The sequence below is a fragment of the Mycobacterium sp. NGS61 genome (assembly GCF_059812325.1).
On the sequence record NZ_JCALCL010000003.1, the window covers coordinates 316,023 to 332,715 of the forward strand.

The following is a 16,693-nucleotide window of genomic DNA, read 5'->3' on the forward strand; positions in this document are numbered from 1 at the left end:
CGGCGCGCCGGAACCGCGGCGCGGTTGCGCTACCGTCAGTGGCGTGGGCGCCCATCTTCTGTACCGCTTGGCTTGGCATCGTCGGCGGCGCGGGTCGTGACCAAGCCCGCCACGCAGCGACCGAAGTTGCCCAGCGTCGGCCGGCTCGGACTGATGGACCCCCGGGCCGGCGCCCGGCTGACGGAACTGGGCTGGGATCAGCACGACGATCAGGCGCACGTCGACCTGCTCTGGTCGCTGTCGCGCGCTCCGGATGCCGACGCCGCGCTACGCGCCCTGATCCGGCTGGCCGAGGCGCTGGACTCCGGTTGGAACGAACTGAACGCGGCACTGCTCGCCGAACGCAGTCTGCGTGGCCGGCTGTTCGCCGTCCTGGGTTCCTCCCTGGCGCTGGGGGACCACCTGATCGCCAACCCGCAGTCCTGGAAACTGTTGCGGGGCAAGGTCAAACTGCCGTCCGCCGCCGAGCTGCGCGCGTCGTTCTTCGAGTGCGTCGAGGAATCCTCGAATTCGATCGAGCTGCGCCTGCGCGTCCGCTACCGCGACCACCTGCTGGTGCTGGCCGCCCTCGACCTGGCGCCGACGGTGGAAGACGAGCCGGTGCTGCCGTTCACCACCGTGGGTGCGCAACTGGCCGACACCGCCGACGCCGCGCTGGCCGCCGCCCTGCGCGTGGCCGAGGAGACCGTGTGCGCCGACCAGACGCCGCCGCGCCTGGCCGTGATCGCGATGGGCAAATGCGGTGCGCGGGAACTGAACTACGTCAGCGACGTCGACGTGATCTTCGTCGGCGAGCGCGCCGACCCGATCACCACCCGGGTTGCCGGCGAGATGATGCGGGTGGCGTCGGCAGCGTTCTTCGAAGTGGACGCCGGGCTGCGCCCAGAGGGCCGGCACGGGGAACTGGTTCGCACCGTGGAATCCCACGTCGCCTACTACCAGCGCTGGGCCAAGACCTGGGAATTCCAGGCGCTGATGAAGGCCAGGGCCGCAGTCGGTGACGCCGAACTGGCCCAGCGCTACCTCGAAGCATTGACGCCGATGGTCTGGACCGCCTGCGAGCGTGAGGATTTCGTGCCGGAAGTGCAGGCCATGCGGCGCCGGGTCGAAAAACTGGTGCCCGCCGACATCCGGGGCCGCGAGCTCAAACTCGGCAGCGGGGGACTGCGCGACGTGGAGTTCGCCGCGCAGCTGCTGCAGTTGGTGCACGGCCGCAGCGACGATTCGCTGCACGTCGCTTCCACCGTGGACGCGCTGACCGCGCTGGGCGAAGGCGGCTACATCGGCCGCGAGGACGCGGCGAACATGATCGCCTCCTACGAGTTCCTGCGACTGCTCGAGCATCGCCTTCAGCTGCAGCGCCTCAAGCGCACCCACCTGCTGCCCGAGGCCGACGACGAGGAGGCGGTCCGCTGGCTGGCCCGGGCAGCGCACATCCGTCCCGACGGCCGCCACGACGCGGCCGGGGTCCTGCGCGAGGAACTCAAGCACCAGAACGTCCGGGTGTCGCGGTTGCACGCCAAGTTGTTCTATCAGCCGCTGCTGGAGTCGATCGGCCCGCCCGGGCTGGAACTGGTCGGCGGACGCATGACGTCCGAGGCCGCGATACGACAGCTGGCCGCGCTGGGCTACGAGGCCCCGCAGATCGCGTTGAAACACATGTCGGCGCTGGTCAACCAGAGTGGCCGGCGCGGGCGGGTGCAGTCGGTGCTGATGCCCCGCCTGCTGGACTGGCTGTCCTACGCCCCCGACCCCGACACCGGGCTGCTGGCGTACCGCAAACTCAGCGAGGCGTTGTCCTCGCACACCTGGTACCTGGCGACGCTGCGGGACAAACCCACCGTCGGACGACGGCTGATGCACGTGCTGGGCACCTCGGCCTTCGTGCCGGATCTGTTGATGCGCGCACCAGAGGTCATCCAGTCCTACGGTGACGGCGTGGCCGGGCCCAAACTGCTCGAGAGTGAGCCCGCGGCGGTGGCGCGTGCGCTGGTCGCCTCGGCGGGCCGGCAGAGCGACCCGGTGCGCGCCATCGGCTCGGCGCGCACGCTGCGACGTCGGGAATTGGCCCGCGTCGCCTCCGCCGACCTGCTCGGCATGCTGGAAGTCCGCGACGTGTGCGCGGCGTTGACATCCATCTGGGTCGCTGTGCTGCAGGCGGCGCTGCACGCCGTCGTTCGGGCCAGCCTGCCGGCGGACGGGCGGGCGCCGGCGACGATCGCCGTCATCGGCATGGGCCGGCTGGGCGGTGCGGAGCTGGGCTACGGCTCGGACGCCGACGTGATGTTCGTCTGCGAACCGGCCGACGGAGTGCCCGACTCACAGGCGGTGAAGTGGGCAACCACCGTCGCCGAGCAGGTGCGAAAGCAGCTGGGCACACCCAGCGTCGACCCGCCGCTGGAGGTCGACGCCAATCTGCGGCCCGAGGGCCGCAGCGGGCCGCTGGTCCGCACGCTGGCCTCCTATGAGGCGTACTACGCGCAGTGGGCCCAGGCCTGGGAAATCCAGGCGCTGTTGCGCGCGCACGCGGTCGCCGGCGACGCGGAGCTGGGTCAGCGGTTCCTGCTGATGGTCGACAAGACCCGCTATCCACAGAACGGCGTGTCGCCCGAAGCGGTCCACGAGATCCGTCGGATCAAAGCGCGCATCGAGTCCGAGCGGCTGCCCCGCGGTGCCGACCCCAACACCCACACCAAACTGGGCCGCGGCGGACTGGCCGACATCGAATGGACGGTGCAGCTGCTGCAGTTGCGGCACGCGCATGAGATCCCGGCCCTGCACAACACCTCGACGTTGCAATCGCTGGACGTGATCGCCGAACACGGCCTGGTCGAGCAGGACGAGGTGGATCTGCTGCGCCAGGCGTGGCTGACCGCCACCGCCGCGCGCAATGCGCTGGTGCTGGTGCGCGGCAAACCCACCGACCAGTTACCCGGACCCGGCCGTCAGCTCAACGCCGTCGCGGTCGCCGCGGGCTGGCACAACGACGACGGCGGCGAGTTTCTGGACAACTATCTTCGAGTGACGAGGCGGGCAAAAGCAGTGGTGCGCAAGGTGTTCGGCAGTTGAGTCAGGAGATGGGCGCGCTCGGCGGTGTGGAGTTCGAGGAATTGAGCCCCGCGGAGGCGGACCGGGTGACAGCCCTGCATGCGCCGTTGGCGCAAGCCGTCCGGGAACTCCTCGACGCCACCATCAGTACCGAGGCGGACGACGACGTCATCGCTGCGGCGACAGCCACCGTCGCGGGGGTCACCGAATCGTTGCGGCAGCGAGTCCGGCCCGGCAGAGTGAGTTACCGCGTCGGCGATCGCCCGCTGCCGTTGGGCAATGCCGTTGTCGGCGTGTGCAATCCGATCGCGCCGCCGGTCGTCGTGCAGCATGAGGGCGGCGGGCGGTGCTGGGCCGAGTTCGTCCTCGGTCGCGCTTACGAGGGCCCGCCCACGCTGGTGCACGGCGGGGTCAGCGCACTGGTGCTCGACCACATCCTCGGCGAGGCGGCCAGCGAGGGACTGCTGAAACCGCGTTTCACCGGAACCATCACCGTGAAGTACCTGCGCGGCACACCGCTGGGCCCGCTGCGGGCCGAGGCCTGGATCGACCGCAAAGAAGGTGTCAAAGTCTTTGCGCGCGGCTTCATCTCGGATGCGGCCGGGATCACGGTCGAGGCGGAAGGTGTCTTCATCGAACCGTCCTGGGTAAGGAACGGGCAGTGAAGTTCTACGTCAGCAGCGCCTTCCTGGACACCCCGGAGATCGTTGAGATCGCCAGGGCCGCTGACGAACTCGGCTACGACGGGATCGGCATTCCCGACCACGTGGTGAACCTCGAGACGCTGCAGACCCCGTACCCGTACACCAAGAACGGGCAGCGCCGCTGGCAGCCGTTCACCGACTGGCCGGATCCGTGGGTGCTGGTGGGTGCGCTCGCCCAGGTCACCACCCGACTCAAGTTCGTCAACACCGTCTACATTCCGGCGATGCGCAACCCGTATTCGGCCGCCAAAGCCATTGGGACCGCGGCGGTTCTGGCTTCCGGGCGGGTGGAGTTGGGCATCGGGGTGGGCTGGTGCCGCGAAGAGTTCGAGTTGATGGGGGAGCAGTTCGCGGCGCGGGGCAAACGCACCGACGAAATGATCGCGTTGATGCGGGAATTGTGGCAACCGGGCTGGACCGAATTCGACGGCCGGTTCTACCAGGCGCCGCGACTGGAAATGCAGCCGACGCCTCCGCCGATCCCGGTGTACGTCGGGGGTCTGAGCGACATCGCGTTGCGGCGGGCCGCGCGCTACGACGGATGGATCGGGGACTTCATCAAGACCGACCGCGCCATCGAGCGGGTGGCTAGGCTGCGGGAACTGCGTGCCGAAAACGGTTTGTCCATGGACGGTTTCACCATCCTGACGCCGTTGATCGATGCGTTCACCGCCGCCGACTACCAGCGCGCCGAAGACGCCGGCATCACCGGCATCATCACAATGCCGTGGATGTTCTACGCCGGGCCGCAGGCCACGCTGGCCGAGAAGATCGACGGCATGCGGAGGTTCCGCAAGGACCTCGCGCTCGACGCCTAGATTCGCGGCCGGGCGGCGCCGTGGGCGATACTCCACCCATGCCTTTTACGGTCGTCTTCGGCAACGGTGAAGCACGGGACTACGGAGCCGCGGACAGCTTCGAGATCACCGACGCCGGCCTGCTGATCATTCAGCTCAAGCGCGAGGACATCAGCCGCCACATCGTGGCGCCGGGCGCCTGGCTGGAGGTGGTGGAGATGGTCGAGGGGCAGCCGGTCAAGATGACGCGGGGCATCATCGCGCACCGCCCCAAGCTGTAGCCCGAGACGCAAAACCCCCCATCTCCGTTGCGGGAAATGGGGGGTTTGCGACTGCTAGCGGGTCTACACGTCGTAGTACAGCGCGAACTCGTACGGGTGCGGCCGGATCTGAACCGGCAGGATCTCGTTGTCCCGCTTGAAGTTGATCCACGTCTCGATCAGGTCGGAGGTGAACACCCCGCCCTCGGTGAGGTACTCGTGGTCCTCCTCCAGCTTGTCGATCACTGCGGACAGCTGCACCGGAGCCTGCGGGATGTTCGCAGCCTCCTCCGGCGGCAGCTCGTAGAGGTCCTTGTCCACCGGTGCCTGCGGCTCGATCTTGTTCTTGATGCCGTCCAGGCCGGCCATCAGCATCGCCGAGAACGCCAGGTACGGGTTGCCCGAGGAGTCCGGGCAACGGAACTCCAGCCGCTTGGCCTTCGGGTTGCTGCCGGTGATCGGAATACGGACGCAGGCGCTGCGGTTGCGCTGGCTGTACACCAGGTTGATCGGGGCCTCGTAGCCGGGCACCAGCCGCTTGTAGGAGTTCACCGTCGGGTTGGTAAAAGCGAGCAACGACGGGGCGTGGTGCAGCAGGCCGCCGATGTAGTGGCGCGCGGTGTCCGACAGGCCGGCGTACCCGGTCTCGTCGTACATCAGCGGGTTGCCGTCCTTCCACAGCGACTGGTGGGTGTGCATGCCCGAACCGTTGTCGCCGAACAGCGGCTTGGGCATGAAGGTGACGGTCTTGCCGTGCGCCCAGGCGGTGTTCTTGACGATGTACTTGTACAGCTGCATGTCGTCGGCCGCGTGCAGCAGCGTGTTGAACTTGTAGTTGATCTCGGCCTGCCCGCCGGTGCCCACCTCGTGGTGGCCCTTCTCCAGCTCGAATCCGGCGTTGATCAGGTTGGTCAGCATCTTGTCGCGCAGATCGACGTAGTGGTCGACGGGGGCCACCGGGAAGTAGCCGCCCTTGGGGCGCACCTTGTAGCCGCGGTTGGGGCTGCCGTCGAGCTCGTTGGGCGAACCGGTGTTCCACCAACCCGAGATCGCATCCACCTCGTAGAACGAGCCGTTGGTCCGCGAGTCGAAGCTCACCGAGTCGAAGATGTAGAACTCGGCTTCGGCGCCGAAGTAGGCGGTGTCGGCGATGCCGGTGGAGATCAGGTAGTTCTCCGCCTTGCGGGCGACGTTGCGCGGGTCGCGGGAGTACGGCTCCAAGGTGAACGGGTCGTGCACGAAGAAGTTCAGGTTGAGCGTCCTGGCCTCGCGGAACTGGTCGATCTTGGCCGTGGCAGGGTCGGGCAGCAGCAGCATGTCGGACTCGTGGATCGACTGGAAACCACGGATCGACGAACCGTCGAAGGCCAGGCCGTCCTCGAACACGCTCTCGTCGAAGAACGAGATCGGGATCGTGAAGTGCTGCATCACTCCGGGCAGGTCACAGAAACGGACGTCGACAAACTCGACGTTTTCGTCTTTGGCAAGTTTGAAGACGTCGTCGGGCGTCTTATCCGTCACAGAAAGCTCCTTTACTCGGTGATTCGCGGCCGACGCTAGGGACGTCATGTTGCGAGTCCGTCAACCCCGTGTTGCACAGGCGTTACGTGCCGCAGCACTCGCGACAGCGCTCGGTCAACCGCCGAGCCCTATTGTGAAAGCCATGGCCCGCAAGATCGTAACTGGTGGTCGGTCGAGGCGTTACGGGCCGTCCCAACGCCCGCAATCGTGGACGATCCGATGACGCGGGAATCAGCTCCCGGTTACCCGGGCCAGACGCTGGGCCTGCCGCAGACCGGCCCGGGGTCGCTGGCGCCCACCGGGCGCCGGTTGGTGGCGTTGCTGGTCGACTGGTTGATCGCCGCCGGTCTGGCCCTGCTCGCCCTGACGTTCGGCGCGATCTCCGAGGCCGTGTTGTCGACGGTGCAGCTGGTGATCTGGCTGGTGCTGGGCGCGGTGTCGGTGCGCCTGTTCGGCGTCACCCCGGGCCAGCTGGCGCTGGGCCTCCAGGTGGCGGCGGTGGACGGCCGGCTGCCCATCGGCATCGGCCGCAGCCTGGCGCGCGTCGTGCTGATTTTCCTGGTGGTCCCGCCGCTGTTCACCGACGCCGACGGGCGTGGGCTGCAGGACCGGCTGACCAACACCGCGGTGCTGCGGCGCCCAGGTCGGTAGCGGTCTACCTGCGGCGCACCGTGCGTTGTACACCGCGCATCTTGCCCGCGTTCGGCAGCGGCCCTTTCGGCAGCATGCCGGCGCCGGCCCGCGACCCCAATGCGGCCAGCCGCGACTCCAGCGACTCCATCTGCTTGGCGGAGATGTTCGACGGCAGCCGGGTCAGGTGTCGCTCCAGCTTGGCCAGCGGAATCTCGCCCTCGCCGTTGCCGACGATGATGTCGTAGATCGGTACATCGCCCACGATGCGCGCGGTGCGCTTCTTCTCCTGGGCCAGCAGCGGCTTGACCCGGACGGTCGAACCCTCGCCGACGAAGATGACGCCGGGCCGGCCGATCACCCGGTGCACCGCGTCGAAGTGCCCGGTCTGCGCCACCCCCGGGGTGACCCGCCACTTGCCGCGCAGGTTGTCCAGCACCCACGCGGCGGCACCGGCCTGGCCATCGGCCTGTCGGTAAATGCTGCGCCGGGCCCGTTGCCCGAAGACGATGAAGGCCACCAACGCACCCAGCATCACGCCGAAGATCGGCATCATGATCGCGGTCAGCCCGCCGGCCCACACACCGATCGCCACCGCGGCAGCCATCACCAGCACGAACGCGGCGATCATGTACGGCAGCAGCCGCTTGTCCTGCTTCCGCTGCATGTTGAAGGCCTGCCACAGTTGGCTCCGGCGCTCTTTGGATGCCGCCTTGCGGGCGGCCGTCGCCTCGGCCTTGGCGGCCTTGCTCTCGGCAGCAGATCGGGATTTAGCCATAGTCAGTAAGGATACGTACGCACCGGTCACCCAGACGTCGCGGTGCGGGCGGTGCGGGCCTGCTCGTAGAGTCGCCCGGCCCGATACGACGAGCGCACCAACGGTCCGGCGAGCACCCCGGCGAAACCGAGCCCCTCCGCGTACTGCGCGAACTCGACGAACTCCTCGGGAGTGACCCACCGCTCGACGGGGTGGTGGCGCGTCGAGGGCCGCAGGTACTGCGTGACGGTGATGATGTCGCAGCCCGCGGCGTGCAGGTCAGTCAGCGCGGTGCGCACCTCGTCGGGAGTCTCGCCCAGGCCCAGGATGAGATTGCTCTTGGTGACCAGCCCTGCCTCCCGCGCCTTTGTGAGCACACCGAGGCTGCGCTGGTAGGTGAACGCCGGCCGGACCCGTTTGAAGATGCGCGGCACGGTTTCGACGTTGTGCGCCAACACTTCTGGGCGGGCATCGAAGACCTCGGCCAGCCGGGACGGCACACCGTTGAAGTCGGGGACCAGCAGTTCCACACCGGTGTCGGGGTTCAGTTCCTTGATTGCCCGCACGGTTTCGGCGTATAGCCAGGCGCCGCCGTCGGGCAGGTCGTCGCGGGCGACGCCGGTGACAGTGGCGTACCGCAGCCCCATGGTCTGCACGCTTTCGGCGACCCGCCGGGGTTCGTCGCGGTCCAACTCGGTGGGCTTTCCGGTGTCGATCTGGCAAAAGTCACACCGACGGGTGCACTGGTCGCCGCCGATCAGGAACGTGGCCTCGCGGTCCTCCCAGCATTCGAAAATGTTGGGGCAGCCGGCCTCTTCGCAGACGGTGTGCAGGCCCTCGCGCCGGACCAGGCTCTTGAGTTGGGTGTACTCCGGGCCCATCCGGACCCGCGTCTTGATCCACGGCGGTTTGCGCTCGATGGGCGTCTGGGCGTTACGCACCTCGAGGCGCAACAGTTTGCGTCCTTCGGGAACGACGGTCACCGTGTCGATGGTACGCGGGCGGCGTCGTGTTCCCGGACGGCCAGCACCCCGTCCAACGCGTTGCCCACCGCGTCGGCGACCGCTGCCCGGACCTGCTCCACGGTGACCGTTCGGTGCAACTCCGCGGACAGTGACGTCACCCCGGCGTCGCTGATGCCGCACGGCACGATCGCGTTGAAAGCGCCGAGATCGCAGTCGCAGTTCAGGGCGAAGCCGTGCAGGGTGGTGGCGCGCGCGACCCGCACCCCGATGGCGGCGACCTTGCGCGCCGGCCGGCCCGGCACCCACACCCCGGACCGCCCGTCGACCCGGCCTACCTCCAGGCCCAGGTCGGTGCACACCTTGATCAGGGCTTCTTCGAGGCGACGCACGTAGTTGACGACGTCGAGCGGCTCGGCCAGCCCGATCACCGGGTAGCCGACCAGCTGGCCGGGGCCGTGCCAGGTGATCTTGCCGCCCCGGTCGGTGTCTATGACAGGTGTTGCGTCCAGCGGCCGTTCCTGCGGTTCGGTGCGTCGGCCGGCGGTGTAGACAGCCGGGTGTTCCAGCAGCACCAGCGTGTCCGGGCCGCCGCCGGCGCGCGCGTCGGCCAGGTCGCGCTGCAACTGCCACGCCTCGACATAGTCGATGCTGCCCAACTGTCGGACGTCGAGGGGGGCGAGGCTGGATCTGATGGATCCCGTCACAGTGGCCAGGTTAGCGGGGGTCGCCTGTTGCGTCGCGTTGCGCCAGCGTGACGCTCGATGTCGCCTGCCACGCTGGGGTGACGCTGGGCGGGCGGTGGTGTGGTGCTTGGGCGCGGGTTGTCACGCTGGCGTGACGCTGGGTGGCGACGGTCGCGCTGGCGTGACGCTGGGTGAGGGGGGCGTGCGGCTGGGTGGGCAATGGTGGGGCGCTGGGCGCGGGTTGTCACGCTGGCGTGACGCTCGGCGGCGACGGCCACGCTGGCGTGACGCTGGGCGAGGGGGGCGTGAGGCTGGGTGGGCAATGGTGTGGCGCTTAGCGTGGGTTGTTGCGCTGGCGTGACGCTCGGTGCCGACGGCCACGCTGGCGTGACGGTGGGCGAGGGGGCGTGACGCTGGGCGAGGGGGGCGTGACGCTGGGCAAACCGAGGCGTGACGCTGCGAGGGGGTATGCGTGCGCAGTCAGTCCTGGTCGCGCCGGGCGGTGGCGTACTCCAACGCCTCGCCAATGGTGTTGTGGTGGAACTGAAAACCTGCTCGCTCCAGCGCCGTCGGGATGACGCGCTGACCGGCGAGCAACCCCTCGTCGGCGAATTCGCCGAGCGCCGCGCGCACCGCGAACCCGGGCAGGACCAACGGGGTCGGGCGGTTGATCGCGCGGCCGAACGCGGTGGTGAATTCGGCGTTGGTCACCGGCGCGGGCCCGGTCATGTTGACGGGACCGGACAGCGTGGGGTGGAAGATGGCGAACAGCAGCGCGCGTACCTCGTCCTCGAGGCTGATCCACGACATGTACTGACGGCCGTTACCGAGCCTGGCGCCCAGCCCCACCGAGAAGACCGGGCGCATCATGCGCAGCGCGCCACCCGCCGGTGCCAGCACCACGCCGGTGCGCGCCAGGACCACCCGGGTGCCGTCGTATTGCGCCGGCAGGGTGGCCGCCTCCCAGTCCACGCACAACTGCGCGAGGAAACCCCTTCCGGCCGGGGCGTTTTCGTCGACGACGCGATCCCTGGTGTCGCCGTAGTAGCCGACCGCACTGGCATTGATCAGGGTGCTCACCCCGGCGTCGGCGACGGCGGCGGTCAACACCTCGGTCGGGGTGATCCGGCTGTCGCGCAGGCTCTGCTTGAACGCCCCCGACCACCGGTGTGAACCGACGTTGACCCCACACAGGTTGACCACGACGTCGACGTCGACGAGCACGTCGGGATCCAATTCACCGCTGTCCGGATTCCAGTGCAGCTCTTCGGAATTCGCCGGCGTCCGGCGCACGATGCGCAGCACCTCGTGGTCGGCGGCGCGGAGCGCGGCGGTCAAAGCCTGACCGATCAGACCCGAGGAACCCGCAATGGCGATTACGGCCTTCGGGAAGGCTTGAGCCATCTCAAAGTCCTAGGTCGGCCTCGAAGGCCCCCTCTTCGAGCCGGTTCTTGATCGTAGTGAGGAATCGGCCGGCGTCGGCGCCGTCGATCAGGCGATGGTCATAGGTCAGCGGCAGATAGCAGATCGAGCGGACCCCGATCGACTCGTTGCCGACGTCGTCCACGATCACCCGGGGGCGCTTGACGATGGCGCCGGTGCCGAGCATGGCTGCCTGCGGTGGCACCAGGATGGGGGTGTCGAACAAGGCGCCTTGGCTGCCGATGTTGGTGATGGTGAAGGTGCCCCCGGACAACTCGTCGGGCTTGAGTTTGTTCGACCGTGCGCGGGAGGCGATGTCGGCGATGGCCCGGGCCAGACCGGCCAGCGACAGATCACCGGCGTTGTGCACCACCGGGGAGAGCAGACCCTGGTCGGTGTCGACGGCGAACCCGAGGTGCTCGGCGTCGTAGTAGGTGATCTCTTTGGATTCCTCGTTGTAGCTGGCGTTGACGTTGGGATGAGTCTTGAGCGCGTCGATCACCGCACGGGCGATAAACGGCAGGTACGTCAGATTCACGCCCTCGCGCTCCGCGAACGACGACTTCGCGCGCGCCCGCAACGCCACGATCCGGGTCATGTCGACCTCGTGGGTCTGGGTGAGCTGAGCTGTCAGTTGCAGCGATTCGCGAGTTTTCTTGGCGGTGATCTGCCGGATCCGGCTGGCCTTCTGCGTGGAGCCGCGCAGGTGCGCCAGTGAGGGTGCCGAGCTGACGGCGGGTTTGTCGGCCGGTTTGTCGGCGGCGGGCTCGGCGGCGGCGGGCTTCTTGTCCTGTTGTTGCTTCTCTTCGGCCTTCTTCTCGGCCAGAGCCAGCACGTCCTGCTTGCGGATCCGGCCGCCGACGCCGGTCCCGGTCACTTCGGACAGGTCAATGTTGTTCTCCGAAGCCAACTTCCGCACCAGCGGAGTGACGTAGGGAGTGCCGTCGGAGTCCTCTGATTGCGACTTCGGCTCTTGGCGGGGCTCCTCTTTCGGCTCCTCCTTGGGTGCGGGTTTGCGCTCTTCCTTCGCCTCTTCCTTGGGTTCCTCTTTCGGCTCGTCCTTGGCCGGGGGCTGGTCCGCGGCCTCTTCGGCCGTGGTCTCTTCTTCTTTGGCCTTCTCTTCTTTGGGCTTGTCTTCTTCCGGTTCGGGCTCTTTCTTCTCCGGCTCCTTGGATTCCGGTTCTGTGGACTCCGACTTCTTGCCCGACGACTTCGAGTCGCCGATCTTGGCCAGTTCGCCACCCACCTGGACGACGTCGTCTTCCTCGGCGGTGATGCTGACCAGGACACCGGCCACCGGGGATGGGATCTCGGTGTCGACCTTGTCGGTGGACACTTCCACCAGCGGCTCGTCGACCTGGACCGAATCCCCGACGCTCTTCAACCAGCGTGTCACGGTGCCCTCGGTAACCGACTCGCCCAACTCGGGCATCGTCACCGAAGTCGCGTCACCGTCGGAGCCGCCCTGATCGTCGGCTCCGTCTGCGCCTCCCGCCTCGTCGGAGTCGTCTTCCTCCGATGGCTCCGCCGCCTCGTCGGATTCGGCGTCCTCGGATTCGTCGGCGCCGCCCGAGTCGCTCTCGCCCCCGGACTCCTCGGCGTCCGCCCCACCGCCGCTGTCGTCGCTGTCATCGTCGGAGTCCCCGATGACGGCCAGCTCGCCGCCGACCTCGACCGTGTCGTCCTCCTGGGCGATGATCTTGGTCAGCACGCCCGCGGCCGGCGACGGGATCTCGGTGTCGACCTTGTCGGTCGAGACTTCGACCAGCGGTTCGTCGACCTCGACCGTGTCGCCTTCCTGCTTGAGCCAGCGAGTGACCGTTCCCTCGGTGACGCTCTCACCAAGTGCTGGCATCTCAACGGAGAAGGCCATCGTTGTTGACTCCTCGATCGGTCGTCGGTCGGCACAGCTCGACCTCTGGCTTACCACATGGTCGTGCACCGGGTACGAAACCCGAGTTGATGTCAAAACCCATCCTGTCACGAGCCACCGACGCTGGACATCCAGGGCGCGCGACTCGGATCGCCGAACCTGTCGGTAGCCGCTGCTACGGTGGGCCACTGATAACGCAGCAATTCGCAGGTGGCGGAGGTTCGATGCCGGCAATACAGCAGGTACCCCAGCAGTTCGTCGACAGCGCCGACGGCGCCCGGATCGCCGTCTACCAAGAGGGCAACCCGGAGGGGCCCACGGTCGTGCTGGTACACGGCTGGCCGGATTCACATGTGCTGTGGGACGGTGTGGTGCCCTTGCTGGAGCAGCGATTCCGGATCCTGCGCTACGACAACCGGGGCGTCGGTCTGTCGTCGACGCCCAAGGCGGTCTCCGACTACACGATGGCCCGCTTCGCCGACGACTTCGCCGCGGTCATCGGCGAACTGAGTCCCGGGCAACCAGTGCACGTACTGGCCCACGACTGGGGTTCGGTCGGGGTGTGGGAGTACCTGACCCGGCCCGGCGCCGGCGATCGGGTCGCCACCTTCACCTCGGTGTCGGGTCCGGCGCACGACCAGCTTGTTGCCTTCATCTTCGGCGCGCTGCGCCGCCCGTGGCGCCCGCGCCGGTTCGCCGCGGCCGTGAGCCAGGCGGTCCGGTTGACCTATATGGCGTTCTTCTCGATCCCGGTGCTGGCGCCGCTGTTGATCCGGCTGGCGTTCCGCAGCGCGGCGGTGCGGCGCAGCGTCGCCGACAATCTGCCCGCCGATCGGATCCGTCACTCCGACAACGTCGCCGGCGACGCCGCGAACGCCGTGAAGGTGTACCCGGCCAACTACTGGCGTTCGTACTCGGGCAAGTTCCGCCGCCAAGGCGTGCGCCCGGTCGACGTGCCGGTGCAGCTCATCGTCAACACCAGGGACAAGTTCGTGCGACCGCACGGATACGACGAGACGGCCCGCTGGGTGCCGCGGCTGTGGCGGCGCGACATCCGGGCTGGCCACTTCTCGCCGATGTCACATCCGCAGGTGATGGCCGCCGCCGTGCACGACTTCGCCGACCTGCACGAAGGCAAGCCGGCCAGTCGAGCGCTGTTGCGCGCCCAGGTCGGTCGGCCGCGCGGTCACTTCGGCGACACGCTGGTGTCGATCACCGGCGCCGGCAGCGGCATCGGCCGCGAGACCGCGATCGCCTTCGCCCGGGAGGGTGCCGAGGTGGTGATCAGCGACATCGACGAGGCCACGGTGAAGGAAACTGCCGCCCAGGTCGCCGCGCGCGGGGGCGTTGCGCACCCCTATGTGCTGGACGTGTCAGACGCCGACGCTGTCGAGGCGTTCGCTGAACAGGTGTGTGCTGAGCACGGCCTACCCGACATCGTGGTCAACAACGCCGGCATCGGTCAGGCGGGAGCCTTCCTGGACACCCCGGCCGAACAGTTCGACCGCGTAATCGATGTCAATCTGGGTGGCGTGGTCAACGGCTGCCGTGCTTTCGGGCGGCGGCTGGCCGAGCGCGGCACCGGCGGCCACATCGTCAACGTCTCGTCGATGGCGGCCTACGCGCCGCTGGGTTCGCTCAACGCGTACTGCACCTCCAAGGCGGCGACCTTCATGTTCTCCGACTGCCTGCGCGCCGAACTCGACGCCGCCGATGTCGGCCTGACCACGATCTGCCCGGGCGTCATCGACACCAACATCATCTCGACAACCCAGTTCAGCGCCGCAGTCGGGATTCTGGACGACAAGGTCGACGGCCGGCGCGGACAGTTGGACAAAATGTTCGACATCCGCCGTTACGGACCCGACAAGGTCGCGAACGCGATCGTGTCGGCGGTGAAGAAGAACAAACCCATCCGGCCGGTCACGTTCGAGGCGTACGCGCTGTACGGAGTGTCCCGGGTGCTGCCGCAGGCGCTGCGCAGCACCGCGCGGGTGCGGGTGATCTGACCCGCGCGCGCTCAGACGCGCAGCGGCGTGCCGTCCTTGCGCCGCACCAACACCGCACCGGCCACCCCGACGAGGCCCAGAACGGCCAACGGAATGGCCCAGCTCCGGCGGCCGGACAGCGAAGACTCGCACGCCGCGACGAAGTCGGTGTGCGGAATGATCTGGTTCAAGATCGGGATGTTGGCGCCGTTCCTGTCATTGGCGTTGCGCGCGCCCGACAAATCCGAGGCTAGGCCGTTTCCACAGCTAACCGTTCCGCCGTTGCTGTTGGACACCGTCACCGGCACCAGGAGCCCGATCACGCCGGCCAGCAGCAGCACGGCGCTTACCGCGATAATCAACCGTCGTACCGTCACAATCAGGCCTTTCCACGAGCTATCCGATATGTGCTCAGGTGATTAGCCGCGACCCGGGGCAGTTAAACGCACCCGAGTTTGCTGCCGGTCCGGCGACCTCGGCTAACCGTTGGCCGCGATGTCTTCCAACACCGCGAACATGGTGCGGGTGGGCACTCCGGTGCCGCCCTTAGGGGAGTAGCCCCACGCGCTGCCGGTGTTGTAGGCCGGACCGGCAACGTCGATGTGCGCCCACTCGACGCCGTCGGCGACGAACTCGCGCAGGAACACCCCGGCCACCAACATGCCGGCGAAGCGCTGACCGCTGATGTTGGAAAGGTCGGCCACCTGCGATTTCAGGTCGTCTTTCAGTTCGTCGGGCAGCGGCATCGGCCAACCGTTCTCGCCGACCCGCTGCGAGATCGCAGCGACCCGGTCCCGGAACTCATCGCTACCCATCACCCCGGGGATTCGGGCCCCGAGCGCGACGGTCTGCGCGCCGGTCAACGTCGAGGTCTCGATCAGATAGTCCGGCCCATCCTCGCAGGCCCGCACGATCGCGTCGGCCAGGATGAGCCGGCCTTCAGCGTCGGTGTTCTGCACCTCGACAGTGATGCCGCCGTATTGTGTCAGCACGTCGCCGGGCCGGGTGGCCGTCGACGACGGCATGTTCTCAGCCATCGGCACGGTGGCGATCACGTCGATCGGCAGCCCCAACTGCGCGGCCAGCGTCACGGTGGCGACCACCGCGGCGGCCCCGCCCATGTCGGAGGTCATGTGGTGCATCGACGCGGCCGGCTTGATCGAGATGCCGCCGGTGTCGAAGGTGACACCCTTGCCGACCAGCGCCACCTTCTTGGCCTGCTTCGAGTTCTTGGCCAGTCGGGATCCGCGGTGGATCAGCCGGACCAGCCGCGGCAGCCGCGACGAGCCCTGCCCGACGCCGACCACGCCGCCGAAGCCGGCCTTCTTCAGCGCCTTGTCGTCGAGGACCTCCACCTCCAGGCCTACCGATTCGCCGAGTTCCCTGGCCCGCTTGGCGAATTCGGCGGGGTACAGGTGGCTGGGCGGGGTGTTGGTGAAGTCGCGGGCGGTGGCCACCGCGGTCGCCACGGCGGCGCCGTGCGCGGCCTGCTTCTTGGCGTCCTTGCCGGCGCTGAGCACGGTGATCTTGCGCAGGCCGGCATCCTTGGGCGCCGTCTTCCCGCTGCGGAACGCGGTGAAGCGGTAGCTGCCCAGGATCAAACCCTCGACGGCCGCCGACGTGACGTCTTGACCCGGCAGTTCGCCCAGCGTGGTGAGCACCGCCTCGGCTTTGCCGAGCGAGCGTGCCGCGACACCGGCCGCACGCCGGACCACATCGGCGGGCCACTCGGCGCGCGGCTTACCCAGGCCGACGGCCAGCACACTGCCCACCGGCAGCGACGACACCACCAGCCGGTGCACCTGCTCGGCGCCACCGGTCGCACCCAGCGCCCGCAGGCCGGCCTCGATTTCGGTGACCGCGTCAGCCGAGAGCACAGTGTCGGTGGCGACCACCTGAGCACGCGACTCGTCGTCCTCGCCGGCGGCGACGACCGGTATCAGCAGTACCGAGGAATCCGAGCCGCGCTTGGGCAGCGCTGTGGCGACCGCGGTGGTGGGGGCGTTATAGGGGGCGTAGGCGCCCGATTGGGGTGTCACGCGCAA

Annotated in this window: 14 protein-coding genes; 6 read left to right on the plus strand and 8 right to left on the minus strand. The window is 68.1% G+C overall.

Going from position 1 to position 16,693, the window contains the following annotated elements:
- The first annotated feature begins 72 nt into the window (after nt 1-72).
- Genes AC5Y3Z_RS09055 through AC5Y3Z_RS09070 form a run of 4 tightly spaced genes read left to right on the plus strand, consistent with a single transcriptional unit; the run spans nt 73 to nt 4,830 of the window.
- A complete protein-coding gene (locus AC5Y3Z_RS09055; RefSeq protein ID WP_463824514.1) occupies nt 73-3,069 on the plus strand; it encodes a bifunctional [glutamine synthetase] adenylyltransferase/[glutamine synthetase]-adenylyl-L-tyrosine phosphorylase in 2,997 nt (998 codons plus the stop codon).
- Nucleotides 3,066-3,713, plus strand: coding sequence for a PaaI family thioesterase (locus tag AC5Y3Z_RS09060; RefSeq protein WP_463824513.1), 648 nt, complete (start codon nt 3,066-3,068; stop codon nt 3,711-3,713). The genes AC5Y3Z_RS09055 and AC5Y3Z_RS09060 overlap by 4 nt, the downstream gene beginning before the upstream one ends.
- Nucleotides 3,710-4,570, plus strand: a complete 861-nt coding sequence (locus AC5Y3Z_RS09065) for a TIGR03619 family F420-dependent LLM class oxidoreductase (protein WP_463824512.1) — start codon at nt 3,710-3,712, stop codon at nt 4,568-4,570. Before AC5Y3Z_RS09060 ends, AC5Y3Z_RS09065 begins: the two co-directional genes overlap by 4 nt.
- Nucleotides 4,571-4,608: 38 nt before the next feature.
- Nucleotides 4,609-4,830, plus strand: coding sequence for a hypothetical protein (locus AC5Y3Z_RS09070; RefSeq protein WP_463824511.1), 222 nt, complete (start codon nt 4,609-4,611; stop codon nt 4,828-4,830).
- A gap of 63 nt (nt 4,831-4,893) precedes the next feature.
- On the opposite strand, the gene glnA is transcribed toward AC5Y3Z_RS09070, so the two are convergent.
- Entirely contained in the window at nt 4,894-6,330 is a 1,437-nt protein-coding gene (gene glnA / locus AC5Y3Z_RS09075) for a type I glutamate--ammonia ligase (RefSeq protein WP_463824510.1), read from the minus strand.
- Nucleotides 6,331-6,549: 219 nt separating this feature from the next.
- Between glnA and AC5Y3Z_RS09080 the strand changes: the two genes are divergently transcribed.
- Complete coding sequence (locus AC5Y3Z_RS09080; RefSeq protein ID WP_463824509.1) at nt 6,550-6,981, plus strand: RDD family protein; 432 nt, start codon at nt 6,550-6,552, stop codon at nt 6,979-6,981.
- A 4-nt stretch (nt 6,982-6,985) separates the two neighbouring features.
- Here the strand turns inward: AC5Y3Z_RS09080 and AC5Y3Z_RS09085 are convergent, their stop codons facing one another.
- The 5 genes from AC5Y3Z_RS09085 to sucB all read right to left on the minus strand — a co-directional run bounded on the left by AC5Y3Z_RS09085 (nt 6,986) and on the right by sucB (nt 12,660).
- Entirely contained in the window at nt 6,986-7,738 is a 753-nt protein-coding gene (locus AC5Y3Z_RS09085; RefSeq protein ID WP_463824508.1) for a DUF4191 domain-containing protein, read from the minus strand.
- Between the two features lie 26 nt (nt 7,739-7,764).
- On the minus strand, nt 7,765-8,700 hold the full coding sequence (gene lipA, locus AC5Y3Z_RS09090) for a lipoyl synthase (RefSeq protein ID WP_463824507.1): 936 nt from the start codon (nt 8,698-8,700) through the stop codon (nt 7,765-7,767).
- Nucleotides 8,697-9,386, minus strand: a complete 690-nt coding sequence (lipB, locus tag AC5Y3Z_RS09095) for a lipoyl(octanoyl) transferase LipB (RefSeq protein WP_463824506.1) — start codon at nt 9,384-9,386, stop codon at nt 8,697-8,699. The genes lipA and lipB overlap by 4 nt, the downstream gene beginning before the upstream one ends.
- A gap of 459 nt (nt 9,387-9,845) precedes the next feature.
- Nucleotides 9,846-10,769, minus strand: coding sequence for a TIGR01777 family oxidoreductase (locus AC5Y3Z_RS09100; RefSeq protein WP_463824505.1), 924 nt, complete (start codon nt 10,767-10,769; stop codon nt 9,846-9,848).
- A 1-nt stretch (nt 10,770) separates the two neighbouring features.
- A complete protein-coding gene (gene sucB, locus AC5Y3Z_RS09105; RefSeq protein ID WP_463824504.1) occupies nt 10,771-12,660 on the minus strand; it encodes a 2-oxoglutarate dehydrogenase, E2 component, dihydrolipoamide succinyltransferase in 1,890 nt (629 codons plus the stop codon).
- 224 nt (nt 12,661-12,884) lie between these two features.
- Between sucB and AC5Y3Z_RS09110 the strand changes: the two genes are divergently transcribed.
- A complete protein-coding gene (locus tag AC5Y3Z_RS09110; protein ID WP_463824503.1) occupies nt 12,885-14,669 on the plus strand; it encodes an SDR family oxidoreductase in 1,785 nt (594 codons plus the stop codon).
- An 11-nt stretch (nt 14,670-14,680) separates the two neighbouring features.
- On the opposite strand, the gene AC5Y3Z_RS09115 is transcribed toward AC5Y3Z_RS09110, so the two are convergent.
- Both AC5Y3Z_RS09115 and AC5Y3Z_RS09120 read right to left on the minus strand, forming a co-directional pair.
- Nucleotides 14,681-15,025 carry an aminopeptidase gene (locus AC5Y3Z_RS09115; RefSeq protein WP_463824502.1) on the minus strand — a complete coding sequence of 115 codons (345 nt, stop codon included), beginning with the start codon at nt 15,023-15,025 and terminating at the stop codon, nt 14,681-14,683.
- Nucleotides 15,026-15,127: 102 nt separating this feature from the next.
- On the minus strand, nt 15,128-16,687 hold the full coding sequence (locus AC5Y3Z_RS09120) for a leucyl aminopeptidase (protein ID WP_463824501.1): 1,560 nt from the start codon (nt 16,685-16,687) through the stop codon (nt 15,128-15,130).
- Nucleotides 16,688-16,693 lie beyond the last annotated feature (6 nt).

Bases quoted from the DNA above. Each gene is read 5' to 3' on its own strand.
- AC5Y3Z_RS09070 (WP_463824511.1), top strand. From the start codon at position 4,609: ATGCCTTTTACGGTCGTCTTCGGCAACGGTGAAGCACGGGACTACGGA.
- AC5Y3Z_RS09080 (WP_463824509.1), top strand. From the start codon at position 6,550: ATGACGCGGGAATCAGCTCCCGGTTACCCGGGCCAGACGCTGGGCCTG.
- AC5Y3Z_RS09085 (WP_463824508.1), bottom strand. From the start codon at position 7,738: ATGGCTAAATCCCGATCTGCTGCCGAGAGCAAGGCCGCCAAGGCCGAG.
- AC5Y3Z_RS09100 (WP_463824505.1), bottom strand. From the start codon at position 10,769: ATGGCTCAAGCCTTCCCGAAGGCCGTAATCGCCATTGCGGGTTCCTCG.
- sucB (WP_463824504.1), bottom strand. From the start codon at position 12,660: ATGGCCTTCTCCGTTGAGATGCCAGCACTTGGTGAGAGCGTCACCGAG.
- AC5Y3Z_RS09110 (WP_463824503.1), top strand. From the start codon at position 12,885: ATGCCGGCAATACAGCAGGTACCCCAGCAGTTCGTCGACAGCGCCGAC.